The following is a 24196-nucleotide window of genomic DNA, read 5'->3' on the forward strand; positions in this document are numbered from 1 at the left end:
GAATGTAAATGGCTTGTTGGTCTAGGAGATATCATGGTTCGACGTACACGCGCTGATATGGAAGAAACACGTACCACGTTGCTGAAGACCGCGCGCCAGGTGTTCAGCGAACATGGCTATGCCGAAACATCCATGGATGATTTGACAGCGCTGGCTGGCCTGACGAGGGGCGCGCTTTACCATCATTTCGGCGACAAGAAAGGTTTACTCACGGCCGTGGTCGCTCAAATTGATGCGGAGATGGACACGCGGCTACAAGTGATTTCGGACAGTACAGACAACGCATGGGAAGCTTTCAGGGACCGCTGTCGCATGTACCTGGAAATGGCACAGGAGCCTGAGATACAGCGCATCGTATTGCGGGATGCGCGCGCTGTTCTGGGTAGCTCCCCACCAGAAGCGCATCGGCACTGTGCAGCCTCCCTACAAAAGATGCTTGAGCAACTGATGCTGCAAGAGACGGTTGTACAAACCGATCCCGAAGCATTGGCGATGCTGATCCATGGTGCCTTGTGCGAAGCAGCATTCTGGATCGCAGAAGCTGAGCCAGGTTCAGATAGGCTGTTGCAGGCCCTGGGGGCGCTTGAGCTTCTGCTTAAGGGCGTCCGTAGCTGAAACCAGGAGCATAGGGGGCGGAGTCCAGTGTAGGTAATACCTGTTTACGGGGGAGGGCGAGCATTGTAATCAGTGTATTGGTATGCACGGACCATAGGCCGCAGAACATCGTGCCATTCTCGAACCTGTGGCCCACCCGGTTGGTTATGAGGCGCAGAGTAAATACTTTGGACTATTAAGGTCGCGTCCCAGATTCAGAGTAACCGTCTGGCCAAGTCATCTACCGAGTCCCGCAAAGCCAGGACATGGTGTGCACTTAAATTTAAGTGGGCACCAGTTTTAGCCTTTTAAGCGGGTATTTCATGCAGCCACAACGCCGTTCCTACTCCAAGTCCTTCAAGGCTCAGGTCATTCAAGAGTGTGCCCAGCCCGGCGCTTCGATTGCCAGCATCGCCCTCAGCCATAGCCTCAACGCAAACCTCGTCCACAAATGGATTCGGGTACAAGCGCAGAAAAGCACGGCGCTGCAACCTGCATTTATTCCGTTACCCATGCAGCTGGCCGGAGCAAATTCGCAAGCGGCATCGTCGAATATTTGCGTCGAAATCCAGCACCCGCGCGGCACCGTCAAAGTGAACTGGCCAACTGAAAGTGCTGCTGCCTGCGCGACCTTTCTTCGAGACTTACTGCGATGATCCGAATCGATTCCATCTGGCTCGCCACGGAGCCGATGGATATGCGCGCGGGCACCGAGACGGCATTAGCCAGAGTGATCGCGGTGTTTGGTGCGGTGAAGCCGCACTGTGCTTATCTGTTTGCCAACCGCCGAGCCACTCGGATGAAAGTTCTGGTGCATGACGGCTTCGGGATCTGGCTGGCTGCTCGCCGGTTGAATCAAGGCAAGTTCCACTGGCCAGGGATTCGCCAAGGCACCGAAATAGAGTTGGATGCCGAGCAACTTCGGGCTTTAGTGTTGGGCCTGCCATGGCAACGCGTGGGCTCCGGCGGTGAGATCACACTGCTTTAACTGCTGCCATTAGCCTATCGATCTATCGCTGCGAATTGTCAGGTCTGGCAAAATCGGCACCATGACTTCTCTTCCCGCTCTCGACCACCTGCCCCCTGAACAACTGCGCGCTTTGGCGACGCAGTTGATGCAGCGTGTCGAGACGCTCGACCATCAAGTCGACGCGCTGGGTAAGACGGTTGAGACAATGAGCAATAAGATCAACCGCGATCAAACGGTGATCGAGAAACTGACCCACGAGATCGCTCAGCTCAAGCGCTTGAAGTTTGCCAAGCGCAGCGAGCAGATGAATCCTGAGCAGGCCAGCTTGCTCGATGACCTGATCGATACCGATATCGCGGCGATTGAAGCTGAACTTCAAGCCTTGCAACCCGCTCCGTCGCTGACCGAGAAAAAGCAAAAGCCCAAACGCACTGCATTGCCGGCTGAGTTTCCACGCACGTTGATCCATCACGAGCCTGACAACACTCACTGCCCATGTGGCTGCATACTCAAGCGCATCGGTGAGGACGTTAGCGAGAAGCTGGACTACACGCCCGGCGTATTTACCGTTGAGCGCCATGTCCGTGGTAAGTGGGTATGCGATGACTGCGAAACGCTTATCCAGGCGCCGGTTCCGGCGCAGGTCATTGATAAGGGCATCCCGACCGCCGGGCTGCTTGCCCACGTCATGATCGCCAAGTTTGCCGACCATCTTCCGCTTTACCGCCAGGAGTCGATTTTCGGTCGGGCTGGCTTGGCGATTCCGCGCTCAACGTTGGCTCAATGGGTTGGCGTAACTGGCGTGCAGTTGCAGCCTCTGATCGACGCGCTGCGCGACGTGGTGCTTGGGCAGCAAGTCATCCATGCTGATGAAACACCGGTGCAGATGCTCGCTCCGGGCTCGAAGAAAACTCACCGCTCTTATGTGTGGGCCTACGCCACCAGCCAGTTCTGCGAAACAGCGGCTGTCGTCTATGACTTCAGTCCCAGCCGCGCTGGTGAGCATGCTCGCAACTTCCTGCAAGGCTGGAAGGGCAAGCTGGTCTGTGATGATTTTGGCGGTTACAAGGCCAGCTTCGAACTCGGCGTGACGGAGATCGGTTGCATGGCCCATGCGCGGCGTAAGTTCTTCGAATTGCATGCCACCAACAAGAGCATGCTCGCCGAGCAAGCCCTGCGCTGTATCCAGTTGCTGTACGAAATCGAAAGTGAAGTCCGCGACCTGGATCCGGATTTACGGCGCCGAATACGGCAAGAAAAAGCCGTACCGGTGATGGATAGGCTGCATGCCTGGATGATCGCGCAGCGCGATCTCGTGCCCGAAGGTTCGGCTATCAGCAGAGCGTTGGATTACAGTCTGAAACGCTGGGCAGCGCTGTTGCGCTACCTCGATGATGGAACTGTTCCCATTGATAATAATTGGGCAGAGAACCAGATCCGGCCGTGGGCTCTTGGACGCAAGAACTGGCTCTTCGCAGGGTCGCTACGCAGCGGAAAACGGGCGGCGGCGATCATGAGTTTGATCCAATCTGCGCGGCTCAACGGGCATGATCCGTATGCTTATTTGAAGGACGTTCTCACGCGTCTGCCGACGCAGCGGTCGAGTGAAATTGATCAGTTGCTGCCGCATAGGTGGACGTCGGGCTTACCCAGAACGCTCAAGAATGACGGATAAGGATCTTAAACTTCAAATAACCGACGCACCTGCACGGAATCGGCGCTTCCGCTTTGTTCAAGAGGAAGGAAGTATCGTAGTTGCCATTGTTGTGTCCTAACGGCCTCTTTGGCGACTGGTTTGACCCAAGGTGGATAAACGCGGATAGCGCGCTTACCGCCTTTACCGTTAATCGCCATGATGCCCTTTGATGCCAGTATTTTCTGGTCGAAAATAAACTGTCCGCGATGAGTTGCATCGAACACACTCACCACAACAAAGGCTACGCCATCATCGACATCGAGAGGTGCAATGATGCTGCCTGACGTCGGGCGCTTCCATATTGTGACGAACTGTCCAATCTTCGTCGGCGTTGTTTTAGCCACACGGAAGACAATGGTGTGTCCGTCGAGGCCAAAGCGGGAGGCACCATACTCGACACTCTCAGCCTCGCGTAGAGCCAGATCCGTCAATTGCATTCCCGCCGGCTTGTACACATCCTGGATAGCAGCTATCAGATCGTTCGGAATATGGCCGAGGGCCGGGTCTGCCGCGCCTGCATATTTTGTGTCTAGTTCAGTTAAATCGAATTTCAACGGGAACAACTCCTAAACGACTCATTGACCATACGACCCATTCCAGAACATATGCTACGCCCTTCGACATGCCGAAGCGGGCTGCGTGCGGTTACGTCGTGTAATTGCGCAAGGTGGGATAGCCAGCCGCTTACCGATTTCTGCTTGTCATGAAGGGCTGCAATCGACTGTGGATTCAACCGCTCGATGGAAGAGTTAGGCCTCAGTGCTGGTCCGCCAGGATAGACCTGATCGACTGAGCATCGGCTTTCAGTGCGAAGTAGGTCCATATGCCTCCAAAAAGATCCGCTACTCCGAAGAGAACGATCATTGGACTGGCGAGGCCAACGACAGCGAAGGTAGTGAAGGCCACGAAGACGACGAAGCGCGTGTACACCGATGCTTCCAAAAATGGCCTGTTTTCGTGCTTGGCTGCGACCCATGCGTAGATGCCAAAATTGAACGCGATAACGCCAACCACGTGAATCCAGACCTCGGAGGTTGGTGGAATCCGGAAGATCGACAGCAAGAAGTTCGGCGCGACGACTAACACGGCACCCACGACGAACAAATAGATGGCGAAGACCTTGGCGCTGAACGCAGACCTGGACATATTTTCCTTTCCTTAAGTGATGTTCGGCAGATGGAGCGAATGAATCCTGGCGGCCTGACGTTTGACTTGAGAAGCTTGCCAGGGCTTGCCGGAACAAGCCTTTCGATGGAAGGGTTAAACTTCAGAGGGGCGCACAGCGTTTTCAGCCTTAGGGGCAGGTAGCCAGAGGCCAACCGAGGCGCGCTGCACGCAGGAGACTGGCCTTAACAACCAAGCGGTGAAATGGGGCAATGACGAAGATGTAGGCCCGGCCTAGACGGTTGTGGCACTGGACCACGGTTGAAACAACGAGTTGGTGACTGCCTTCTGGCTCTGCCTCTCCAGAACACAGAACCGATATCCGGAAGTCGAGGTGCTTGTCGTCCTCTCCCAACACGATTTCAGTCTGGTTCGTGCTGTAGACCTTGAAGATTCCAACCCGATTAGCAAGCGATGCCAAGTGTTTGGCTGTCTTGAGACCGAAACAGGCAACGATAGTGTCTCGGACTTTCATGAGCCATCCGATCCAGGATGGCTGGTGGGAAAAGATGAATCGAGCCAGCAAATCTGGATTGCTAGATGTGCCCGCAGGGAGCCGAATCGCAAAAGCGTCCGCTAGGTTCATCGACTTGTAAAAGTGGGAGATGCCGGACCTCGAAGGGACTGGCACGGACGTAATGAGCTCGAATTCTCTGGGCATCGGGGATCTCTCCTGAGGTCTAACTACTAATTAGGCGACATGCCATGTCACGTTTCTTGTTGCAATGGCTTGTCGTATAACGCTCCTTGTTGCCCTGTCAGTGCTTGTCTAGCTTAGAAGTGACGGTTACCGACTTTCAAGCCGGACAGGGACAACCGCGCTCACTGCTCATTCCCAAGCACACGAGGTATCTGCATAGTGGAGGAATCTCGCTGTACAAGCGGCTCTTTTTCCATATTGCGGCGTGCTTACTTAGGCTATCAGGTACGTATTCAAATGTGGGGTTCACGGCAACTTCAGGTTCCAGGCGCAGTAGCGCACCAGGAGCGGAGCTCGCATGGGTCGTGGCGATGCCGTCCGGATAACCAATGTCCACGCCTTGATGAGGTCCAGAGCCTCGCTGAGCGAGCATGGATTAACTGGATGTTGTTGAGGCGCCAACTTCTCCTTGTCGGATACTGAGCCCGATCAAGGCATCATAGAGCTCTTGCTGCCCAGCTGGCAGAACAGGGAGCAACGTCGCGCGGCGCTTGTCGACATCGAACCAGGATTCAACCAACCATCCCACCAGATAGAGCGCCGAAAGGCATCCGCCAGCGGTTGCAACGTTCCCCTGGCATACAAGTGGCTGGTCCACGGGCTCAAGTCCCAGAGCTTGCAAGCTCGATCGTGCATCCGGGTGTGTAGTTGCTTGGTCGCTGAGCAGCCCAAGCCGTTCGAGAATGAAAGCTCCGGCGCATATGGAGCCGATTCGCTGGCGTCTGGAGTCAAGTTCAAACGACGGCAGGAAATCTGGGGCGGCAAGTGCAGCGGGTATCCCTTCCTTGCCGCTGACGAACAATACCGCGTCGGCACTATTGGCCTCGGAAAGCGGACCGTGCACCGAAACAGGCAGGCCGTGCGCCGATCGCACGATAGAGCTAGAACCCAATATTCGGACGTGCCAGTCCTCAGTGTTGCGGCCTAAAATGTCCCACATCAGGAATAGGTCGATATCAGTGAATTGGTCGAAAGCAACCAGAACGATTTTCTTCAAGGCGAGCTCCATGAAAAGTGCTGGCGTGCAAAACGCAACGGCCATCTTTGCTGGTGTTCGCAGCGTATCAATCGGTTGCGCACCATACACAGTCTGTATGGCGCTAAATATGGAGCGAAATAACTGGTGAGAAAACTAACTCGTAACCATTGGATCGCGGCTGGTTTTGAGGCCCTCGACCAAATAGGGCATGTTGGCGTTTCGGCCGAGAGTCTATCGCGCCGATTGAATGTGACCCGCGGATCGTTCTATCACCATTTCCGCAATCGCGAAGACTTTGTCCGCACCTTGCTGGCCGCTTGGGAAGAAGACTACACGGAGCGCATGCTCGCTTATGCGGCGCAGGGTCGTAGCGCGGGCGAAACCTTGAAACGCTACTTGAGTATTGCCGCTGAGAAACAACCTGGGCGGGAAGTTTCCATCCGAGCCTGGTCGCTGCACGATCCGTTGGTAGGCGAGTTTCAGCAGCGTGTTGACACAAGACGACTGGACTTCGCGATACGGACGTGCCGCCGCTTGGTCCATATGCCAGGCGAAGCAGAAGTGATTGGTCAGGTGGCCCATCTGTGCCTGATTGGTGGTCAACAGGCAGGGCTGCGGCGTGATGCCGCTCGCTTCAACAGTTTCCTGCATCGAGCCTTTTCACTTTTCGAAGGGGCTCTTCCACCGTGGCGGGCCTAAGTCATGAGCTACATTGGGTAACTGAATAAATAGAGGTCGCGTGCCACTGCAAATGTGCTTGGGGTAGGGACGTCGCTACCAGCTCTAGTGCACGCCATTGGTCTCCTAGGGCTAATGTCCATGCCACTGGCCTATGGCACTAACTTGAGTACGGCCTTCACCACACGCATACCCTGCACAAGGCGTATTCCCCGTACGCTCACAGTGTTATGCCATGAAAGCGCGAATTGATAGCGCCGTTTATGCTGTATGAGCATAATGGCATATTGAATAAACCTAACTTAAGGAGAGAGTTTTGCGCAATCCGTGTAATGCTGAATCGGCTGTAATGTTTGTAGTTAAACACCGTTTCTCTGCGGAAATTCTAGCCAAGCAGATTGACGTCCCGACCGAAAACATTCTTGGCCTTGCCGCACATGAGAGTCAATACGGCAAAGGCCGGTTCGCTACCGAGGGCAACAATTTTTTCTCGATGCACGCGCCAGCGCCTTTACAGACCGGCACGATAACGGCATTGGGCGATCCAAAAATGAAAGTTGCTGCTTTCGCCTCATTTTCACAGTCAGGGCAGTCTTTTTTGGCGCGATTTGGGAGTGCAGTACGCGGTAAAAAAGATCCGGGCGAGTTTAGCAGAGCCCTTGTTACAAGCCACTTCAACACAGGCGATGCGAAGACTGGCGGGCGCTTTGGGTATGCGAAACTTGTGGAAGACGCAATTGGTATGGTGAAAGCGAGAATGCAATGCGGTACATAAGCCGGCTGCAAGCATTGATGGTTGCTGCTGCCCTGTTGGCCTGTTCGCCCGTGCTTGCGGAATCACTCAACGCAAAGAACATTCGGCCTTCCGGCTTGACGGCGGATCAAGCCAAGCAGGTTCTGCTTGTGGTGCTGAAAGACCAGGGCTACAAGATGTCAAACCCGGCTATGTGGATTGACGGTCCATGGCAGGGCGAAGAGAAAGGGACTCTGTTTCGTCCGGGATACTATGACTTCGGTTTGGTGTTCAATAACCCAAAAGGCGCGGCGTCCAATGTACTTGGCCATTTCGCGGTTAACACCTTAACCGGTGATGTGTGGGAAACCGAAAGCTGCGAACGCTTCAGTTCCGCCACCTTATCGGGAATTCAAAAACGAATTTCCGTGCAGACTGGCAAAAAACTTGCTAATGAAGAGGTGGCACGTAGCGAGATAGGCTGCTAGTAGCTGACTACCTTTTTTAATAGGGAATGGCCGGTCAGAATTGTGACCAAAACGCTAAGAATAGGGTTTGGGGTTTGGGGAGCAACGGGACAGAAAGTGCACTTAAGCCCTAACCAGGGGTATAAGCCCGAACCGCCGAAAACTCCGTCACTTAAGATCTAACCCGACTACGAGTGCATCCAGCTTGATCACTTTGCAGTCGTCGTGAAACGTTTAGTGCCCGTTCAGCAGAAGGTGCCGCCAGGCCTGCGTGATCCTCACCAGGGCCTTGGCATTTCAGTCTGCCTCAAGTTTCGTCAGCCATCGTGACAGGATGGCGAAGACACGGCAACGCCGGAGGCACATCGGGCCGACGAGGTGATCCAGGAACGCATCGACGTCGCGCTGAATGCCCGTATATGGACTCCCCCTCATTGCAAGCCCCGTTGCTTTGGCACCCGTGCCGACTGCACACGTATATTCGGCCTCTAAATACGGCATCGTTTCGATGCAGGGCCATGATGGGCTATTCGCGCGCCGGCTCCCGATCGCTTTTTCGTGCTTTTCGCACTTGGACATTCGAGGGTTTTGCCGACGCCGGTTCGACCGGTTTGCCATCGTTCAGGTTGCTTCGCAATCGTGGTTAAGAGTTGTTTCTCTCGTAGAACACGTCGGGTAAATAGATCAGGCCGCTGCCTGATTCGGTTGGTAATCAGTGTCGTGACGCAGCATCGCCCAAGCCATGCGTGCAGTTTTGTTGGCCAGCGCAATAGCGGCCACATTGGGATGCGATCGCTCGGCTAAACGAACTGCCCACTGGCTGAACCGATCCTCTTTGGATTTGGCTGTGCGTAGCGCCGAGCGTGCGCCATGCACCATCAATGTTCGCAGATACGTATCACCGCGCTTGCTGATACCGAGTAGTCGATCCTTACCACCAGAACTGTGTTGCCTCGGTGTCAGTCCCAGCGAGGCGGCAAACTGTCGGCCATTGGCAAACTGACGGGCATCACCGAGAGCGACGACGAGCGCTGTGGCGATCATTGGACCGACACCGCGCAGCTGTTGAAGGCGAACGGCGGACGGCTCGTTTGTCGCGATTGCAGTGATCTCGCCGTCGAGCTGGCAAACACGCCCATCCAGCGCACGAAGGTCGTCCCACAAACCATCCAGCAGACGACGAAAGCGTGCCGTCAAACCGTTATCCGCATCCCCTAGCCAGCATGGTATTGCACGACGCAGCATCAGCAATTCCTTCGGTGCAACGAGACCGTACTCGGCGACCAGCCCACGGATCTGATTGGCTTTGGCCGTCCGCTGTTCGATTAAGCCGGCCCGGATGCGATGCGTCGCCTGGATATCCTGTTGTTCGATGGTCTTGATGGCGACGAAGCGCATGCTGGGACGGCTCATCGCTTCGCAGATCGCCTCGGCATCGTTCGCGTCGTTCTTGTTGCTCTTGACGTACTGTTTGACGAACTGCGGCGCGACCAGCTTCACCCGAAATCCGTGGGCTTGTAGCTGCCGAGCCCAGTGATGCGCACCGCCACAACTCTCCATCCCGACCTCACAGCCAGGTTCGATCTTCTCCAACACCGTTTGCAGCCAGCGATCACGCGGTAGGCGCTGCCGCCAGACGGGTAGCTCATGACAATCCACGCCGTGGATCTGAAACACGTTCTTGGCCAGATCGACCCCAATGCGCATAAGCTTCATGTGTGGACTCCTTCTCACCGTTGACTGTGGTTCGCGCTTTCAGTCTGGCACTCAAGATGCCGAAGTGAGGAGGAGTCCATCCCATTGCTTTTGGCCTATTGCTGCCCGTCACGACTGACCGAAATCGACCCGAAACTGACTGTCGCCCCAAGGCTGAATCAACTTAAGCAGACGAGAAAAATATTTGGGCTATATATTCCTTTCAGGAATGCAATACATAAAATTAATGAATTTTTATTATTGCTTAGTATGACGTAGCTTGATTCAAGGACATGGAGAACCGCCTTGAAATCATCACCTCTTAACTCAGCTGGAAAATTTGATACCTCACGAGCCAATGAGTACGGACGACAGAGCCGTATTGCACTAGCCGGATATGACGCTTGCCAAGATTTGGCGGCGTGCATGCTGGCGGCAAGCCTTGGCAATACAAGCATGGCAAAAATACTGGTGGTTGGTGCTGGCGGCACGGCGCAGGAGATTATTGCTATGGCCAGGCTTGAGCCGGGTTGGCGCTTTACTGCCGTTGATCCATCCCAGCCGATGCTGGAGGCAGCAAAGCAGCAGTTAGAGGCGAACAACTTGCTTGAAAGAACGACCCTGCATCTTGGGCATGTTGAAGACCTGGCAGCAGAGGAGTCATACGACGCAGCCACCTTGATCGGTGTACTCCATCATCTCGATGGGGATGAAACCAAGCGACAAATTTTACGATCCATTCGGACCCATCTAAAGCCGGGTGCACCGCTGATTGTCGCGGGGAATCAATATGCTTATGCCAGCCAGCCGCTACTGCTTGCTGCCTGGGGGCAACGGTGGCGGCAGCATGGAGCCAGCCCGGATGACGTGAAGGTCAAGTTTGGGAAAATCCTTCAAGGCGCGGACCCTCCACACTCCGAGGCGGCGGTTCAAAAACTTTTGCATGACGCCGGATTTGGGGACGCTACCCGTTTCTTCAGCAGTCTTTTCTGGGGGGCTTGGTTGACGTGCAAAACGGCCTGAACATGGAGGCGGCTTCTGGCCGATATCTGCTGGTGTTTTCCAGCCCAGCGCCTGGCTTCAGCACCGGCCACATCCGACAGGTCTAAGCGCCCAACCCCAGGCACCGCTGGTTAACCCTTCAGAGCCGCTTCGATCGCAGCGATGTCGATCTTTCTCATCCCCATCATGGCGTCGAACGCGCGCTTGGCCGCCATTCGATCAGGATCGGTTATCGCGGCTGTCAGAACGCGCGGAGTGATCTGCCACGACAGTCCCCACTTGTCCTTGCACCAGCCGCATGCACTTTCCTGGCCGCCGTTTTTGACAATAGCGTTCCACAAGCGGTCCGTTTCAGCTTGGTCGTCGGTCGCCACCTGGAACGAGAAAGCCTCGTTGTGCTTGAACGCCGCCCCCCCGTTCAGCCCAAGACAAGGGATGCCCATCACCGTGAACTCGACCGTCAAGACATCGCCCTGTTTGCCCGCCGGATAATCGCCTGGTGCGTGAAAGACAGCTCCCACAGCGCTGTCCGGGAACGTCTGGGCATAGAAGTTCGCCGCGTCCAACGCGGTGCCGTCGTACCAAAGACAAATCGTGTTTTTGCTGATCATCTGGTTCTCCACAATAGGACTGATGCGTGCATTTTAGTAGCGTAGGCAACCGGGCTCTTTTGGCAACTTCCGGAGAGTGGCAGGCCAGCGCAAATCAGTCCGCTAAACGGAGCCAAGGGCAGGCGCAACACCGTCTAATCTGAGTAGTACGAGGGCACAAACGTGCCTCACGCCTCTTGCTACAGGGGAAACGGGATGACCGGAACAACAGCGCGCCAATGCTCGTCATGGGTCCTACTCTCCTTGTTAGCCATCGATCTGGCGCTAACGGCGGGATGTGCTGGCAACGCTTCCACAGCTCGCTATTCGGCTTCAAACACAGGTTCAAGCTGCTATGCAAAAGCGTTACCCACCGCTGGTGAAGGTGGCCTGGCTTGGGGCTCTACCTTGAACATGGCGCGCGAAAAATCCATGGTTAATTGCATACGCTATGCCGGCCGATCCGGTGGCGCGCCGGATACCTGCCACGTGGTGTTATCGGAGTGCAAAAATTAGGAAATGGCCCGTTAGATGGAACGAGCCATTGTTGTGAGGGTGCTTGTCGGGGGAAGTCAGGCCCTGCATGTACAGAGAGGAAAGCCCTATGAGCACCGAACAGATGGCACCAGAGACGAAAGGTGTTGCGGTGGAGTTACTTGCAACGGTTGACCTTGGCCCTGAAATCGAGGGCATGGCCGGGCACCAGCTTAGAATGCGTAGGGTGACTATCGAGCCTGGAGGCGTCTTCGGGCCCATTCACAACCATAAAGACAGGCCAGGCACCGTTTACATACTGCAAGGAACGATCACTGACCATCGACATGGAGTCGCCACGGACTATGGACCGGGCGTGGGCTGGCCCGAGGACAGGAACACCACACACTGGCTTGAGAACAGAGGAACGATTCCTGCGGTGGAGATCTCGGTCGATATTGTCAGGCAAGAGTAACGTCAGGCCCGATATCCGACACGGTCGGGCCTGACGCGCGGCTCTAGCGGAAACAACGCCGACGAAGGATAGATCGACCCCGTCTGAGCCGATCTATCAACGTTGGTCAGAAGTTCCAGTTCTCGGCGAGAACGACACGACAGAATGGGCCCGCCAGGGTTGCATTGTGATGAGCGACGATATTTTCGGCTGTCAACGCAGGGGTGTCGGAGCAGGTATGACCGTCGGCGATCAGTACTGCATCGAACCCAAGATCTCGTGCGGCGCGGCAGGTGCTGTCGACACAATACTGGGTATTCATTCCGGCAATAACCACACCCTGAGATCCACAAGCTTTTAGCCGATCGGCCAGGTCAGTCATGGCGAAAGCGTTGGGTCGGCTTTTTTCGAAGATGACTTCGTCGCCTTGTAGCAGCAGTTCCTGCAGCAATTGTGTCAACGGGCTTGCAGGCTCGATAGGCGAGCCAGCCGGACCCACATGGCGAGCCAGGAAAACAGGCGCGCCTGCCTTCCGGGCTTTGTTCAGCAGGCTATTCAAAGTGTTTAACAGCGCTTCCCCAGCCCAGGGTTTATCCGGGCCATGAAACAATCCAACCTGCATATCGAGAATCAACAGTGCGTGCATAGTGCTTTTCCTTGCGTTTGTACCAGTGACGCAAGGGCAAAAGAAAAGGCCCTCTCCATCACTGGCGGGCCTTTGAAGTTCGTGCGTTATTGGCTCACGACACCTCTCACGACCCGCCCTGGGCGGTCGTGGTTGTGGTGGTCGAGGCAATGCGTGGTTGATTCATGAAGCCGACAGTATCTGCACGGTGCCTGATTTGCAAGGGCGCGCGTCCGTGCGCCTAACGACGGTTTTTAACGCTTGATCCGGGAAATCCTGTTCCTTCGATACCGACCCGGCCGATAGCGGGTCCTCAATCAAATGGCAAAACGGCCAATAACCTAGCTTTGACCGTACGTTGAACACCTTCGCAATTGCGCTGGACTGACGCCAAGGCGTTGCTTGAAAGCGGTTGTCATGTGCGCTTGGGAGTTAAAGCCGCAGGAGAGTGCGATCTCCGACAGCCTGGCGGTCGAATCGCGCATCGATGCTCGGGCCTTGGCCAGGCGTCGGTCGATTAGATAGCTATGAGGGCTTTTGCCCGTCGCGTTCTTGAATGCGCGCATGAAATAACCTTCGGACAACTCAAGCAACCCTGCCATTGCCTGTATACCCAGAGGGCCATCGAGGCCAGCATCAATGAATTCATCGAGCAGGCGCATTCGGCTGCCAGTTATAGAGCCTTGGGGCGGCGCCGACGACGTTTCGATGCCCTCCGCCCGTTCAGCCAAGGCGAGTGCCCAGGCTTCACAGTCGTCCTCCACGGAGGCCTGCAACAGCGCGCGGCGCATTCGCAGAGCGAGGTTAACGGCTGGCTGATCAATGCGATTGTTGAATGCCCGGTCACCCAGCAATGAAATACCGTCGGTGCGCATGATCCGCAGGTATTCACCACCCGTGGGTGACTCGGACCACACATCACAGCCAGCGGGGACGAACGCCAACCCATTGGGCATGGCATCGAAGGGGCGCACTCGGTCGCTGCCAATGGCGTGCAAGCCTCGTTGGCTGTCGAAGGCAAAGCCGATCGCTGCCTGGGTCGCAACATATCGGGTCGCGTAGGCGGCGCCGGGTAGCAATTCGATCGTCCACGGCCCTGCCTCGACACGACGAATCGGTTCAGGTACGAGCGAGGGCTGCAGACGGTTTCGAAGGCTCATGAACACCATAGTAGTGAAGAGGGGGCGTAAAAGTCAGGTCAGTTTTTTGAAAGCCGGCGTGACATGCCCGTGCCTAGACTGGGAAAAGCCTCAGGAAGACAACTCATGCACAAACTGACTCGCGACGATCTCGAACAAGCTGCCCGCCACGTATACCAAGTCATGCCTGCCACCGCCCAATACCCTTGGCCATTGCTGGCTCAGCGGTTAGGTTGCACTGTCTGGGTCAAACACGAAAACCATACACCTACAGGCGCTTTCAAAGTACGGGGTGGCATTACCTTCTTGCACTGGCTGCGGTGCGAGCATCCAGACGTAAAGGGCATTGTCTCTGCTACGCGCGGCAACCATGGTCAGAGCCTGGCGCTGGCGGCAAGCACGCTGGGGTTGAGGGCCTTGATTGTCGTGCCGGAAGGTAATTCACTGGAAAAGAACAATGCCATGCGCGGCTTTGGCGGCGAAGTGCTTGAGTGTGGTCGCGATTTCGACGAGGCCCGTGAAGAGGCCGCGCGTCTGGCGCAAGTGCATGGCCTCTACCTGGTGCCACCGTTCCATACCGAGTTAGTCAAAGGAGTGGCCACTTATGCGCTGGAGCTGTTCATCGCCGTGCCCGATCTGGATACCGTCTACGTGCCGATTGGCTGTGGATCGGGGATTTGCGGGGTGATCGCCGCCCGCGATGCGCTGGGCCTGAACACCCAAGTGGTGGGCGTGGTTTCCAAAGAGGCTGCGGCGGCGAAGTTATCGTTTGAAGCCGGGGCAATATGCGAGACCGCCTCGGCAAATACCTTTGCGGATGGCTTGGCCGTGCGTAAGCCAGTTCCCGATGCGTTCGACATCTACGGGACCGCTTCGGCGAGAATCGTCTCTGTCAGCGAGGGCGAGATTGCCGAGGCCATGCGCGTGTATTACACCGATACCCACAACCTCGCTGAAGGGGCAGGTGCGGCAGCGCTGGCGGCGCTCATTCAGGAGCGTGAAATGATGCTGGGCAAAAAGGTGGGTGTGATTTTGTCCGGCGGGAATGTGGATCGGTCGGTGTATGCGAGCATAATTGCGAGCTGATTGCTCCAACCCGCCTCGCGACGTGGTCAGAGCTTCAACTCTGTTTCTGATCTGAACTAACGCTGACTGGAACAGCCTGTGACAGGGGGTAGGGAAATCAAGTTTGAGACCGACCCCATAAGCCCGTCGATAAACGGTGCTTTCTGTGCCAGGTATTCACCTATGCCGTCGGTGTTGCTTGCTTCCAGTTCAAGTTTTAAGTCTTGATACTGCTGGCGAATCACAGGGGCGTCCCTGAGCAGGTCACGAAAACGGAGCATTCTTTCGATTTGACCGTGGCCGGTGACACAAACGTGGGCCTTATGTGTTCGCACGCCATCAACATCGCGATGACCTGGATGCAGCCGGAACTGGACAGCTTCTTCGGCCCGGGCCGGATCACGGTCGTGCTCGATCCCACCCTGGCCGCCAAGGCCATCGCCGGGTCGAGCCGCATCCGCTTGCATGCCAGCGCCCTGTTCTCGGAACTGGACAAGAGTCAGTTATTGCAGCATGAGGCTTTCGTGCATGTCGCCACGGCACAAAACGGCGCGCTCCAACCCAACCTGAAAAGCCTGGGCCTGGGGGCGCCACGCACCACTCAGACTCAGGAGGGCATCGCCACCCTGGCCGAGCTGTTCACCGGCAGCATGGACATCAACCGCCTGCGCCGCCTTGCCCTGCGCGTGCTCGCAGTCCAGCAGGCGCTGGATGGCGCCGATTTCATCCAGGTATTTGAAGGCTTTCTCGCGGCCGGTCAGTCGCAAGAGGAGTCCTTCCGCTCGACCCAACGAGTTTTCCGCGGCGCCGACCTGCGCGGTGGTTCGGCGTTCACCAAGGATGCCGCCTACCTGACCGGTTTGCTCGGCGTCCATACCCTGCTGCGCATCGCAATCCGCGACAACCGGCCGGAATTGGTGGGCCATCTGTTCGCCGGGCGCCTCAGTCTGGGTGATACCGTTCGTTTGGCTCCGCTCTTCGAGTCCGGCTGGCTCCAGGGGCCGGTTCATATCCCGGCCTGGGCCGCCGATCTGCGTCGGCTCGCCGCTAATCTTGCCTTCTCAGCCTTTATCGCCCAGATCAAGCTGGATGTGCTCGATCTGGAGGTGCTCATGGCCTTCGCAGACGAGCATGAAGCCGATGCCAGCGCCTTGGCTTGAATCCAGCAGCGTAACGACCTCCACCCCCTGTGGTTGGCTTGTACACCAGCAGGAAACTGTTCCTTCCTCGATGCCAGCCTGTACCTTCTTGTTGCCGGACTTCAAAAGCGTTTCTCAGGGATGATATTGCTGGCGATCAGGCATGATTTATTTGCCTGCCTGCCGCTACATTTTGCTGTTTCTGGGATCGTCCGCCGGGTTGAGGTAGGTGATTCCCCAAGGGCCAGTGCCGTGGAGTTGGAGAACGGTTTCCTGTTCTCGACTGGCGCCGTACATCGACATGCCGACAGGAATGATCAAGGTGTCGCCCGGATGATAGGCCTTGGCTCGTGCCGGATCGAATGTGTCTCCGGTGGCGAAGTAGAAGGTGCCGGAGATAACGGTTACGTGTTCGGTCACGGGATGGGTATGCACGCCGATTTTCGTATTTGCCGGCAGCTTCAAGCGCAGGGTAAAGGGCTCGGCGGCTTTGAGGTCGCCTTCAATCACTGCGATCATTGCGCCGGGCCCTACCGACGGCGCGGCTTTCCAGTTGAGTTCGGATGAGGTGGCGGCAATAAAACCTGCTTCCTCGGCCAAGGCGGTAGGTGCCAGAAAGGCTACGCTGACCAAGGTCAACAGAGCCGCGATGGCCTTATGGGAACTCATTATGGCCTCCTCATGTTGGGGCATATCGCAGCAAAAGAGCAGCAGAGCTTGCGCGATCACGTCATATACGATGACGATAGTCGAATGTTGGAGCGCAGATATACCCATTGTGAACAGTGCTATAACGCACAGATATGAACGGTGGGCTGGACGTTTGATGACCACCCTGAGGAGTGACAATCATCATGAAGAAGATCGACACAAAGGCAGGCGAGGGGGAAGGCTCTGTCGCTGAGCTGATAGAGACGAAAATCCAGGCGTTGGGTGACTGGCGGGGTGAGACGCTCGCTCGGGTTCGGGCCCTTATCAAGCAGGCTGACCCCGACGTGGTCGAGGAGATGAAGTGGAGAGGGGTTCCGGTGTGGTCGCACGCCGGCATCATTTGCACCGGTGAGACGTACAAGAATGCCGTGAAGATGACCTTCGCCAAGGGCGCCTCGCTGGAGGATCCTTCAGGTCTGTTCAACGCCAGCCTCGAAGGCAACACCCAACGCGCCATCGATATTCATGAGGGCGACAGTATTGATGAAGACGCGTTGAAGACGCTGATTCGCGCCGCGGTGACGTTTAACACGTCGGTGAGAATGGCTGACGGCACTATTCAGTCTCAGAGGACGCTGACCCAGTACTGAGAGGAGCCTTTAAAGTTTTTCGCAGATAGCTCGCTGACGCAGGACACAGATGCTTGAACTGAGCTGTTTGGCTGATTGCGACAGGCGTTTCACCCCTATCGAGCAGTTCATAGCCATTGGCTGTGAAAAAACCAGCAGCGCTTTGGGTCAGCAAATGAAGTCGGACTGCGCCTTGGGAGACTGCATACTGTTCCAGTTCAGACAACACAGCTTTACCTAGCCCCTCACCACGACGCGTCTGACAAACGACCATTGAGCGAAGCAACAGATCAGGGCCAGAACCCTCCAGCCCCCCATAAGCAACCCATTTCCCATCCACGTCGAAGTGGTAAAACTGCAGTCCCGGTTCGCTTACATCATCGCAGGGCAGTCCGGCTTCACTCAAACACTCACGGAGCTGATTCAAACCGCTCGGCCCCACTTTCATCATCTGCATCGTTTGCTCCATTAATAGATTTTTGGCACTCAATGTTAGCTGGCTTGATCCTGGCACTCGCCACTTGATAGTTCTGGGGAGCGGGTTCGCGGCTGCGGTGAACTAAGGCTTGCGCAGCACAAGCAACAGCAGCGCCGCAGCCGCCAGCACCGCCCCGACGATGAAGGTGCTGGCCGAGCCCGAGGTCTCCCACAGCGCGCCGGCGAGCACACTGGCGATCAACAGGCACACGCCGCTGATCAGATTGAACAGGCCAAATGCCGTGCCCCTGAGATGTTCGGGCGCGGTATCGGCGATCAGCGTCGCGAGAATCCCTTGGCTGAAGCCCATGTGCAGGCCCCACAGGGCCACGCCTGCCAGCATGCTCGTGATCGAATCCGCTTGCGCCAATAACAGGTCCGCCAGAATCAGCAGGACGATGCCGACACACAGCACTTTGGTGCGGCTGATCCGGTCGGATAACCAGCCGGCCGGGTAGGCAGACACGGCATAAAGCAGCGACATGACCACCATCACCATCGGCACCCAAGTGGCCGTCAGGCCTGTTTGTTGCGCCTTCAACACCAGAAAAGCTTCACTGAAGCGGGCCAGCGTGAAGAGCCCGCCGACGATCACCACCCACCAGTAATCACGGGAAAAATCCCGCAGGACCTTCCAGTGAATAGGTGAGCGAAAGGTGCGTTCGCCAGCGGCAGCGGTCGGTTCTTTTACCCCGCCGACAATCAGCGCCACCGATATCACCGCCGGGATCACCGCAAACCACAACACCAGATGGATCTGCCCGAGCCAGAGCATCAGCACGATGGCCAGGATCGGGCCAAGAATGGCGCCCACGGTGTCCATCGACTGGCGCATGCCAAAACAAGCACCACGGATTTCGGCGGGTGCGACATCGGCGACCAATGCATCTCGCGGCGCGCCACGAATACCTTTGCCAATGCGATCCAGAAAACGCGCGGTGAACACCACATCCACCGAATGCGCGAGAGGAAAGAGCGGTTTCGACAAGGCGGCCAGACCGTAGCCCATCAACAGCAGGCCTTTGCGCCGGCCGATAAAGTCGCTGATGGCGCCGGAGAAGATCTTGGTCAGCATCGCGGTCGCCTCGGCGATGCCCTCGATCACCCCGACGGTCAATGCGCTCGCGCCCAAGGTTGTGACCAGAAACACCGGAAGCAGGCTGTGCACTAGTTCTGAAGACAGGTCCATGAACAGGCTGACAAAACCCAGGGCCCAGACCGTGGAGGGGATACGCAGTGAAGCCGGTCTGGGTTTTGAGAGGTTGTCCATGCGGGTTTCCGGGATTGAATGCTCACCGATTGTTTATGTCGCCAACCCCAGCGATCAGCCCTTAAAGGTTCTGACTCAAAAAGAGCAACGTATTGCCATGCGCCTCAACCGCCGCCCGCTGGTTGTAGCTGTCACGGTGTGAGCAGTTGAAGCCGTGTTCGGCCCCCGGATAAACCTCGATATCGACGTCATCGTTGAACTCGAAACGCTCGGCGATTTGCTTCACGGCATCGATGGGGATGTGGCTGTCCTGTTCGCCGAAATGCATCAGCATCGGCACCTTGATTTCACCGGCCCGATCCAGCTGGTTCTGAATGCCGCCGCCGTAGTAGGCGATCGCCACGTCGACGAAACCGTTGGCCGCGGTGTTGTACGACAGCATGCCGCCGAAGCAGAAACCGATGGAAGCGATTCTGCCGTCAAGCCCCGGATGAGCCTTCAGGGCGTCGATGGCCAGTTTGATGTCGGCCTGGGCCTTGGTGGTGTCGGTGGCATTCATCAATTCGACGGCGCGTTTCCAGCCAGCTTCGTCGTAGCCCAGTTCGATACGGTGGCCGTTGCGCCAGAACAGATCCGGCGTTATGACCAGGTAGCCGTCGGCTGCGTACTGCTCGGCGACCGAGCGGATGTGTTCGTTGACGCCGAAGATTTCCTGAATCAGCACAATCCCCGGACCTTTACGGGTGTGGGGGATGGCCAGGTAAGCGCCGAATGTGCCCTCGGCGCTACTGATCTCGATCCATTGGGTGGTTACGCTCATGATGGCTCCTTTACATAAGTTGGGTAGGTTATCGAGACGCTGGCGTATCAGCGGTGACTGCGCCGCCAGAAGTATCGAGCCAACAGCGCGTCCACGCTGAGTTTGCCGGCCCCCGAGAGCAGCAACGGCATGAGGGCTGCGAGGTAGATCAGCGGCAGTTTGAAGTTGCCATGGCCTTTATTGCTGATGGCATAACCTTGGGCAAGTTCACTCAATGTAGACCAATCGGCCGGCCAATGAGAGAGAGGTGTTCATGGGTTTGAGCTGCGGACAAACCAATGTGGGGGAAGCGTTGGCGTTGTATTTCAACCGTGTGTATGGGCGGTATGTCTGAAAAGTCGCGTGATGCAAGTTGGTGTATCCCGGACCGCGACAGATACAATCCTGTACAAAACTGTGATTCGCTGCTGACCAGGAGCGTCTAGCGACAGTGTCCCCGCAATCCCATGGGGCGAGACTTCGGAACCCGGCATGCAAGCGCTGTTGAACGAGATCCTTGACGCAGTCCGACCGTTGATCGGTCAGGGCAAAGTGGCTGACTACATTCCCGCGCTCGGCACAGTGCCGGCCAATCAGCTGGGCATTGCCGTGTATGGCAACGACGGCGAGTTGTTTTGCGTCGGGGACGCCGAGACGCCGTTCTCGGTGCAGAGTATTTCCAAGGTGTTCAGCCTGGTGCAGGCCATCGACCATTCCGGTGAAGCCATTTGGGAGCGCCTGGGCCACGAGCCGTCCGGCCAACCGTTCAACTCGCTGGTGCAGCTGGAATTCGAGCGCGGGCGCCCGCGCAATCCCTTCATCAACGCCGGTGCGCTGGTGATCTGCGACATCAACCAGTCACGTTTTGCCGCGCCGGCATTGTCGATGCGCGATTTTGTCCGGCGTTTGTCTGGCAACCCGAATGTCATGGTGGACGGCAAGGTCGCCGAGTCGGAATACCAGCACCGCGCGCGCAACGCGGCCATGGCTTATCTGATGCAATCGTTCGGCAATTTTCATAACGACGTCGAAGCCGTGCTGCGCAGCTACTTCAGCCATTGCGCGCTGCGCATGAGTTGCGTGGATCTGGCCCGGGCTTTCTGCTTCCTGGCCAACGACGGTTTCTGCAAACACAGCGGCGCACAGATCCTCAGCGCCCGCCAGACCCAGCAAGTCAACTCGATCATGGCCACCAGCGGGCTGTACGACGAAGCCGGCAACTTTGCCTATCGCGTCGGTCTGCCGGGCAAGAGTGGCGTGGGCGGAGGCATCGTTGCGGTGGTGCCGGGGCAATTCACGGTGTGCGTGTGGTCCCCGGAATTGAACGCCGCCGGCAACTCCCTCGCTGGCATGGCCGCGCTGGAATTGTTGAGTCAGCGGATCGGCTGGTCGGTGTTCTGATGGCATTTGACTAGCGCTCGATGACCGCTACCGTGAAGCAGGCATTCTTTGACTCACCCGAACGGGTGAAGGGGCGGGTGACTTCATGGTGAATTTCGGTTCCGCGCTTCTAGTCTTCAATGACCCGGACACTCATTTGCGCAAAGGGTTGTCTGCCGTGGTCCAGATAGGTGACACCCTGTGGGTCGCCAATGATGAATCCCTGAGCCTGGACCGCTTCACCTTGCGTGAGCGCGTCGGTGCGGGCGAGTTTCTGTTTGACCAGCACAAACAATTCCCGTTGGCGTCCCTGTTAACGCTGCCGGTCATCCCGACGATTGGCGAAGAATTCGTTGAAGCAGACCTGGAAGGCATGAGCTACGGCCGCGACACGGGGTATCTCTGGATTGTGGGGTCTCACAGCCTGAAACGGAAAAAACCCGATAGCACCAAGTCCCTGAAGAAAAACGCCGAGCGTCTGGCAACTGTCAGCAGTGATGGCAATCGTTTTCTCCTGGCCCGGATTCCGGTGGTCGAAGAAAACGGAACGTTCACTTTGGTGAAGAGCACCGTTAGCGATGATCGAGTCGCCGCCCAGTTGGCCGGTAATCAACTGGGTAACGAATTGCTCGATGAACTCAAGGACGACGAGCATGTGGGGGCATTTCTGCACATCCCCGGCAAGGACAACGGGTTCGATACAGAGGGCCTTGAGATCAACGGCAATCGTGTGTTTATCGGGTTGCGGGGGCCGGTGTTGCGTGGCTGGGCAATCATTCTGGAGGTCGAACCCGAGGACCATCCCGATGCTGCTCACACACTGACGCTGAAAAAAATCGGGCCCAAGGGGCGCAAATATCGGAAGCATTTTCTCCAGCTGGATGGACTCGGCGTCAGGGACTTATGCATCGATGGTGACGACATGTTGATCCTGGCCGGGCCGACAATGAACCTCGACGGGCCTGTCAGCTTATTTCGATGGCACGACGGCGCCAGGCCAACAGACGAAAGTTTTGTCTTCAGCGAACAATTGACGCCGGTCCTGGAGGTTCCTTACGGACAAGGAGAGGATAAAGGCTGCGATCATGCCGAAGGAATGACCTTTGTCAGCACTGCGGGTGTAGAAGAGCCCTTGCTGCTGGTGGTCTATGACGCGAACGCCGCGTGGCGCAGACAGGGGAGCAATCGCCTGGAGCAAGATGTATTTCGACTGGCGAAAAAGTAACCGCCACTGCACCCCCGGTGAATGACGCTCCGCGAATTTTGCTATACATTTTCCGACCGTCCCCCTGCATGGTGAAACCGTTTCATGTCTCTTGCGCTCGAACGTCTAGTCGCTGGCACGCCGATCCCTTTTGCCGGCAATCGTGTCACGGTCGTCAGCCCCGAGCTGGCGGCGCGCTTTCAGCCCGGCGACCATCTGCTGGTAGAGCAAGTCAGTGGTGAGTTGTTGCTGATCCCGGTGGCAGACCAGCAAGCGGCGGCGGTCGCCATCGAGCGCGCTGAAGTAGCGTTCGCTGCAATGTCCAGCGTCTCGGATAACGCCATCAGCGCGTTCTTTGACCGCTTTGCTCAACGCCTGGAAACCCCGGAATGCTGGGCCTTGATTGCGGCCGCCAACCTGGCCGACATCGAGCGCGCCAAGGCACGCGGGCGGTCCACCACGCGGTTGCTCGCCGATGAACGCATGCGCGGCGACATGATCGCCGGCCTGCGCGCCTGGCGCGATGCGCCGGCCACGCGCGGCAAGGTCGTGAGCTGCGTCGAGCATGACGGCTGGAAAGTCGAGCAAGTGGTCTCGCCGCTGGGCATCGTCGCGTTCGTGTTCGAAGGCCGGCCGAACGTCTTCGCCGATGCCGCCGGTGTATTGCGCACCGGTAACACTGCAGTGCTGCGCATTGGCAGCGATGCGCTGGGCACCGCGCAGGCCATCGTCACCCACGCATTGAATCCTGCATTGGCTGATGCCGGATTGCCGACCGGAGCGGTGTCGCTGGTGGAAAGCGTCAATCACGCCGCCGGTTGGGCGATGTTTGCTGACCGGCGCTTGTCATTGGCCGTGGCCCGAGGTTCGGGACGTGCGGTCAGTCAATTGGGCAGCATCGCGCAACAGGCCGGCACCGCCGTCAGCTTGCACGGCACCGGTGGCGCGTGGCTGATCGCCGACAAGGACGCCGATGCCCGGCGCTTTGCCGCCGTGGTGCGCAACTCACTGGATCGCAAAGTCTGCAATACCCTGAACGTCTGCCTGATCCACCGCGATCGCGCCGCCGAACTGGTGCCGTTGTTTCTCGACGCCCTGCAACAGGCCGGCACCGCTCGCGGCCAGGGCTGCAAGTTGCATATCGTCGAGGGCAGTGAGCAGCACTTGCCAACTGATTGGCAAACCGCGAGCGTCGAGGTGTACCGCGCCGAAGGCTATCAGACCGAAGCGCTGGCCGAACCGCTGCCCGAAGATCAATTGGGTCGCGAGTGGGAATGGGAAGAAACCCCGGAAGTCAGCCTGAAGATCGTCGACGACCTGGACCAGGCCATTGCTTTGTTCAATCGCTACAGCCCGCAATTCACCGTGTCGCTGATCAGTGAAGAGGCGCAAGCGCAGGAGCGTTTCTACAACGCGGTCAACGCGCCTTTTGTTGGCAATGGGATTACCCGCTGGGTCGATGGACAGTACGCGTTGAACAAGCCGGAACTGGGGCTTTCGAACTGGGAGAGTGGGCGCTTGTTCGCACGTAGCGCGATTCTCTCGGGGGATGGTGTGTTCACGATCCGTAGCCGCATGACCCAGACGGATCTGTCGGTCAAACGCTGAGATGGCACGCTAGAACGGACAGTGAGGGGACAGCCCCCGACCCCAGACAACGGCCGCACTATACTTAATGTGTG

The 24196-nt window shown here is 57.1% G+C and carries 27 protein-coding genes and 3 pseudogenes; 16 read left to right on the forward strand and 14 right to left on the reverse strand.

Translation table 11 applies throughout. The annotated features are described in order from the left end of the window. Positions 1 to 33: 33 nt before the first annotated feature. From LOY56_RS10880 to tnpC, 4 genes are all read left to right on the forward strand, one after another. A complete protein-coding gene (locus LOY56_RS10880) occupies positions 34 to 615 on the forward strand; it encodes a TetR/AcrR family transcriptional regulator (RefSeq protein ID WP_258621678.1) in 582 nt (193 codons plus the stop codon). A 302-nt stretch (positions 616 to 917) separates the two neighbouring features. Beyond that, a complete protein-coding gene (gene tnpA, locus LOY56_RS10885; RefSeq protein WP_258621679.1) occupies positions 918 to 1250 on the forward strand; it encodes an IS66-like element accessory protein TnpA in 333 nt (110 codons plus the stop codon). Further along, positions 1247 to 1582, forward strand: coding sequence for an IS66 family insertion sequence element accessory protein TnpB (gene tnpB / locus LOY56_RS10890; protein WP_258621681.1), 336 nt, complete (start codon positions 1247 to 1249; stop codon positions 1580 to 1582). Before tnpA ends, tnpB begins: the two co-directional genes overlap by 4 nt. A 61-nt stretch (positions 1583 to 1643) precedes the next feature. Further along, a complete protein-coding gene (tnpC, locus tag LOY56_RS10895) occupies positions 1644 to 3239 on the forward strand; it encodes an IS66 family transposase (RefSeq protein WP_258621683.1) in 1596 nt (531 codons plus the stop codon). 5 nt (positions 3240 to 3244) lie between these two features. On the opposite strand, the gene LOY56_RS10900 is transcribed toward tnpC, so the two are convergent. From LOY56_RS10900 to LOY56_RS10920, 4 genes are all read right to left on the reverse strand, one after another. Next, the gene (locus LOY56_RS10900) at positions 3245 to 3814 is read right to left on the reverse strand and encodes a MepB family protein (RefSeq protein ID WP_258621684.1); all 570 of its coding nucleotides are present in this window, start codon (positions 3812 to 3814) and stop codon (positions 3245 to 3247) included. Positions 3815 to 4016: 202 nt separating this feature from the next. Beyond that, positions 4017 to 4406, reverse strand: a complete 390-nt coding sequence (locus LOY56_RS10905; protein WP_258621686.1) for a hypothetical protein — start codon at positions 4404 to 4406, stop codon at positions 4017 to 4019. Between the two features lie 148 nt (positions 4407 to 4554). Beyond that, positions 4555 to 5085: a DUF2867 domain-containing protein gene (locus LOY56_RS10910; RefSeq protein ID WP_309474879.1), complete on the reverse strand. Its 531-nt coding sequence runs from the start codon at positions 5083 to 5085 to the stop codon at positions 4555 to 4557. Positions 5086 to 5500: 415 nt separating this feature from the next. Continuing rightward, the gene (locus LOY56_RS10920) at positions 5501 to 6121 is read right to left on the reverse strand and encodes a DJ-1/PfpI family protein (protein WP_258621688.1); all 621 of its coding nucleotides are present in this window, start codon (positions 6119 to 6121) and stop codon (positions 5501 to 5503) included. 126 nt (positions 6122 to 6247) lie between these two features. On the opposite strand from LOY56_RS10920, the gene LOY56_RS10925 reads away from it, so the two are divergent. The 3 genes from LOY56_RS10925 to LOY56_RS10935 all read left to right on the forward strand — a co-directional run bounded on the left by LOY56_RS10925 (position 6248) and on the right by LOY56_RS10935 (position 8002). After that, positions 6248 to 6802: a TetR/AcrR family transcriptional regulator gene (locus tag LOY56_RS10925; RefSeq protein ID WP_258621690.1), complete on the forward strand. Its 555-nt coding sequence runs from the start codon at positions 6248 to 6250 to the stop codon at positions 6800 to 6802. Between the two features lie 295 nt (positions 6803 to 7097). Beyond that, a complete protein-coding gene (locus tag LOY56_RS10930; RefSeq protein ID WP_258621692.1) occupies positions 7098 to 7556 on the forward strand; it encodes a glucosaminidase domain-containing protein in 459 nt (152 codons plus the stop codon). Then, positions 7544 to 8002: a hypothetical protein gene (locus LOY56_RS10935; RefSeq protein ID WP_258621693.1), complete on the forward strand. Its 459-nt coding sequence runs from the start codon at positions 7544 to 7546 to the stop codon at positions 8000 to 8002. The genes LOY56_RS10930 and LOY56_RS10935 overlap by 13 nt, the downstream gene beginning before the upstream one ends. A 663-nt stretch (positions 8003 to 8665) precedes the next feature. Here LOY56_RS10935 and LOY56_RS10940 read toward each other — a convergent pair. Further along, complete coding sequence (locus tag LOY56_RS10940) at positions 8666 to 9697, reverse strand: IS110 family transposase (RefSeq protein ID WP_258621694.1); 1032 nt, start codon at positions 9695 to 9697, stop codon at positions 8666 to 8668. A gap of 285 nt (positions 9698 to 9982) precedes the next feature. Between LOY56_RS10940 and LOY56_RS10945 the strand changes: the two genes are divergently transcribed. Continuing rightward, complete coding sequence (locus LOY56_RS10945; RefSeq protein ID WP_258621696.1) at positions 9983 to 10699, forward strand: class I SAM-dependent methyltransferase; 717 nt, start codon at positions 9983 to 9985, stop codon at positions 10697 to 10699. Between the two features lie 110 nt (positions 10700 to 10809). On the opposite strand, the gene LOY56_RS10950 is transcribed toward LOY56_RS10945, so the two are convergent. Then, the gene (locus LOY56_RS10950; RefSeq protein ID WP_258621698.1) at positions 10810 to 11289 is read right to left on the reverse strand and encodes a VOC family protein; all 480 of its coding nucleotides are present in this window, start codon (positions 11287 to 11289) and stop codon (positions 10810 to 10812) included. Between the two features lie 195 nt (positions 11290 to 11484). Between LOY56_RS10950 and LOY56_RS10955 the strand changes: the two genes are divergently transcribed. Together LOY56_RS10955 and LOY56_RS10960 are read left to right on the forward strand one after the other, a co-directional pair. Next, on the forward strand, positions 11485 to 11784 hold the full coding sequence (locus LOY56_RS10955) for a hypothetical protein (protein WP_258621699.1): 300 nt from the start codon (positions 11485 to 11487) through the stop codon (positions 11782 to 11784). 88 nt (positions 11785 to 11872) lie between these two features. Beyond that, on the forward strand, positions 11873 to 12217 hold the full coding sequence (locus tag LOY56_RS10960; RefSeq protein ID WP_258621701.1) for a cupin domain-containing protein: 345 nt from the start codon (positions 11873 to 11875) through the stop codon (positions 12215 to 12217). A 106-nt stretch (positions 12218 to 12323) separates the two neighbouring features. Here LOY56_RS10960 and LOY56_RS10965 read toward each other — a convergent pair whose 3' ends face one another. Continuing rightward, positions 12324 to 12842, reverse strand: a complete 519-nt coding sequence (locus tag LOY56_RS10965; RefSeq protein ID WP_258621703.1) for an isochorismatase family protein — start codon at positions 12840 to 12842, stop codon at positions 12324 to 12326. A gap of 320 nt (positions 12843 to 13162) precedes the next feature. Next, the gene (locus LOY56_RS10970; RefSeq protein ID WP_258621705.1) at positions 13163 to 13990 is read right to left on the reverse strand and encodes a helix-turn-helix transcriptional regulator; all 828 of its coding nucleotides are present in this window, start codon (positions 13988 to 13990) and stop codon (positions 13163 to 13165) included. 96 nt (positions 13991 to 14086) lie between these two features. Between LOY56_RS10970 and LOY56_RS10975 the strand changes: the two genes are divergently transcribed. Then, entirely contained in the window at positions 14087 to 15046 is a 960-nt protein-coding gene (locus LOY56_RS10975; protein ID WP_258621707.1) for a threonine dehydratase, read from the forward strand. A 56-nt stretch (positions 15047 to 15102) separates the two neighbouring features. Here the strand turns inward: LOY56_RS10975 and LOY56_RS10980 are convergent. Then, positions 15103 to 15387: pseudogene (locus LOY56_RS10980) on the reverse strand (GrpB family protein); the annotation flags it as partial. On the opposite strand from LOY56_RS10980, the pseudogene LOY56_RS10985 reads away from it, so the two are divergent. Further along, positions 15382 to 16185: pseudogene (locus tag LOY56_RS10985) on the forward strand (tyrosine/phenylalanine carboxypeptidase domain-containing protein); the annotation flags it as partial. The pseudogenes LOY56_RS10980 and LOY56_RS10985 overlap by 6 nt on opposite strands. A gap of 165 nt (positions 16186 to 16350) precedes the next feature. Here LOY56_RS10985 and LOY56_RS10990 read toward each other — a convergent pair. Then, positions 16351 to 16833 (reverse strand): cupin domain-containing protein, encoded by a 483-nt coding sequence (locus LOY56_RS10990; RefSeq protein ID WP_258621709.1) that lies wholly within the window; start codon positions 16831 to 16833, stop codon positions 16351 to 16353. Between the two features lie 185 nt (positions 16834 to 17018). Here LOY56_RS10990 and LOY56_RS10995 point away from each other — a divergent pair, with 185 nt between their 5' ends. Continuing rightward, positions 17019 to 17465 (forward strand): DUF1801 domain-containing protein, encoded by a 447-nt coding sequence (locus LOY56_RS10995; RefSeq protein WP_258621710.1) that lies wholly within the window; start codon positions 17019 to 17021, stop codon positions 17463 to 17465. On the opposite strand, the gene arsN2 is transcribed toward LOY56_RS10995, so the two are convergent. From arsN2 to LOY56_RS11015, 4 genes and pseudogenes are all read right to left on the reverse strand, one after another. Then, positions 17431 to 17901, reverse strand: coding sequence for an arsenic resistance N-acetyltransferase ArsN2 (arsN2, locus tag LOY56_RS11000; RefSeq protein ID WP_258621712.1), 471 nt, complete (start codon positions 17899 to 17901; stop codon positions 17431 to 17433). The genes LOY56_RS10995 and arsN2 overlap by 35 nt on opposite strands. A 102-nt stretch (positions 17902 to 18003) precedes the next feature. After that, positions 18004 to 19191 carry an MFS transporter gene (locus LOY56_RS11005; protein WP_258621714.1) on the reverse strand — a complete coding sequence of 396 codons (1188 nt, stop codon included), beginning with the start codon at positions 19189 to 19191 and terminating at the stop codon, positions 18004 to 18006. 61 nt (positions 19192 to 19252) lie between these two features. Then, positions 19253 to 19951 carry a dienelactone hydrolase family protein gene (locus LOY56_RS11010; protein ID WP_258621716.1) on the reverse strand — a complete coding sequence of 233 codons (699 nt, stop codon included), beginning with the start codon at positions 19949 to 19951 and terminating at the stop codon, positions 19253 to 19255. A 47-nt stretch (positions 19952 to 19998) separates the two neighbouring features. Beyond that, a pseudogene (locus LOY56_RS11015) lies at positions 19999 to 20202 on the reverse strand (DoxX family protein); the annotation flags it as partial. A gap of 220 nt (positions 20203 to 20422) precedes the next feature. On the opposite strand from LOY56_RS11015, the gene glsB reads away from it, so the two are divergent. The 3 genes from glsB (at position 20423) to LOY56_RS11030 (ending at position 24122) form a co-directional block, all read left to right on the forward strand. After that, positions 20423 to 21331, forward strand: a complete 909-nt coding sequence (gene glsB / locus LOY56_RS11020; protein ID WP_258621718.1) for a glutaminase B — start codon at positions 20423 to 20425, stop codon at positions 21329 to 21331. Positions 21332 to 21416: 85 nt separating this feature from the next. Beyond that, positions 21417 to 22535, forward strand: a complete 1119-nt coding sequence (locus tag LOY56_RS11025) for a DUF3616 domain-containing protein (RefSeq protein ID WP_258621720.1) — start codon at positions 21417 to 21419, stop codon at positions 22533 to 22535. 84 nt (positions 22536 to 22619) lie between these two features. Beyond that, entirely contained in the window at positions 22620 to 24122 is a 1503-nt protein-coding gene (locus LOY56_RS11030; RefSeq protein ID WP_258621722.1) for an aldehyde dehydrogenase family protein, read from the forward strand. Positions 24123 to 24196 lie beyond the last annotated feature (74 nt).

The organism is Pseudomonas sp. B21-048, from assembly GCF_024748615.1.
In the GTDB taxonomy this organism is placed as follows: Bacteria; Pseudomonadota; Gammaproteobacteria; order Pseudomonadales; family Pseudomonadaceae; genus Aquipseudomonas.

Bases quoted from the DNA above. Each gene is read 5' to 3' on its own strand.
- tnpB (WP_258621681.1), top strand. From the start codon at position 1,247: ATGATCCGAATCGATTCCATCTGGCTCGCCACGGAGCCGATGGATATG.
- LOY56_RS10880 (WP_258621678.1), top strand. From the start codon at position 34: ATGGTTCGACGTACACGCGCTGATATGGAAGAAACACGTACCACGTTG.
- LOY56_RS10940 (WP_258621694.1), bottom strand. From the start codon at position 9,697: ATGAAGCTTATGCGCATTGGGGTCGATCTGGCCAAGAACGTGTTTCAG.
- LOY56_RS10905 (WP_258621686.1), bottom strand. From the start codon at position 4,406: ATGTCCAGGTCTGCGTTCAGCGCCAAGGTCTTCGCCATCTATTTGTTC.
- LOY56_RS10955 (WP_258621699.1), top strand. From the start codon at position 11,485: ATGACCGGAACAACAGCGCGCCAATGCTCGTCATGGGTCCTACTCTCC.
- LOY56_RS11010 (WP_258621716.1), bottom strand. From the start codon at position 19,951: ATGAGCGTAACCACCCAATGGATCGAGATCAGTAGCGCCGAGGGCACA.
- tnpC (WP_258621683.1), top strand. From the start codon at position 1,644: ATGACTTCTCTTCCCGCTCTCGACCACCTGCCCCCTGAACAACTGCGC.
- LOY56_RS10990 (WP_258621709.1), bottom strand. From the start codon at position 16,833: ATGAGTTCCCATAAGGCCATCGCGGCTCTGTTGACCTTGGTCAGCGTA.
- LOY56_RS10950 (WP_258621698.1), bottom strand. From the start codon at position 11,289: ATGATCAGCAAAAACACGATTTGTCTTTGGTACGACGGCACCGCGTTG.
- LOY56_RS10965 (WP_258621703.1), bottom strand. From the start codon at position 12,842: ATGCACGCACTGTTGATTCTCGATATGCAGGTTGGATTGTTTCATGGC.
- LOY56_RS11005 (WP_258621714.1), bottom strand. From the start codon at position 19,191: ATGGACAACCTCTCAAAACCCAGACCGGCTTCACTGCGTATCCCCTCC.
- LOY56_RS10995 (WP_258621710.1), top strand. From the start codon at position 17,019: ATGAAGAAGATCGACACAAAGGCAGGCGAGGGGGAAGGCTCTGTCGCT.
- LOY56_RS10910 (WP_309474879.1), bottom strand. From the start codon at position 5,085: ATGCCCAGAGAATTCGAGCTCATTACGTCCGTGCCAGTCCCTTCGAGG.
- LOY56_RS11025 (WP_258621720.1), top strand. From the start codon at position 21,417: ATGGTGAATTTCGGTTCCGCGCTTCTAGTCTTCAATGACCCGGACACT.
- arsN2 (WP_258621712.1), bottom strand. From the start codon at position 17,901: ATGCAGATGATGAAAGTGGGGCCGAGCGGTTTGAATCAGCTCCGTGAG.
- glsB (WP_258621718.1), top strand. From the start codon at position 20,423: ATGCAAGCGCTGTTGAACGAGATCCTTGACGCAGTCCGACCGTTGATC.
- LOY56_RS10975 (WP_258621707.1), top strand. From the start codon at position 14,087: ATGCACAAACTGACTCGCGACGATCTCGAACAAGCTGCCCGCCACGTA.
- LOY56_RS10935 (WP_258621693.1), top strand. From the start codon at position 7,544: ATGCGGTACATAAGCCGGCTGCAAGCATTGATGGTTGCTGCTGCCCTG.
- LOY56_RS11030 (WP_258621722.1), top strand. From the start codon at position 22,620: ATGTCTCTTGCGCTCGAACGTCTAGTCGCTGGCACGCCGATCCCTTTT.
- tnpA (WP_258621679.1), top strand. From the start codon at position 918: ATGCAGCCACAACGCCGTTCCTACTCCAAGTCCTTCAAGGCTCAGGTC.
- LOY56_RS10960 (WP_258621701.1), top strand. From the start codon at position 11,873: ATGAGCACCGAACAGATGGCACCAGAGACGAAAGGTGTTGCGGTGGAG.
- LOY56_RS10970 (WP_258621705.1), bottom strand. From the start codon at position 13,990: ATGGTGTTCATGAGCCTTCGAAACCGTCTGCAGCCCTCGCTCGTACCT.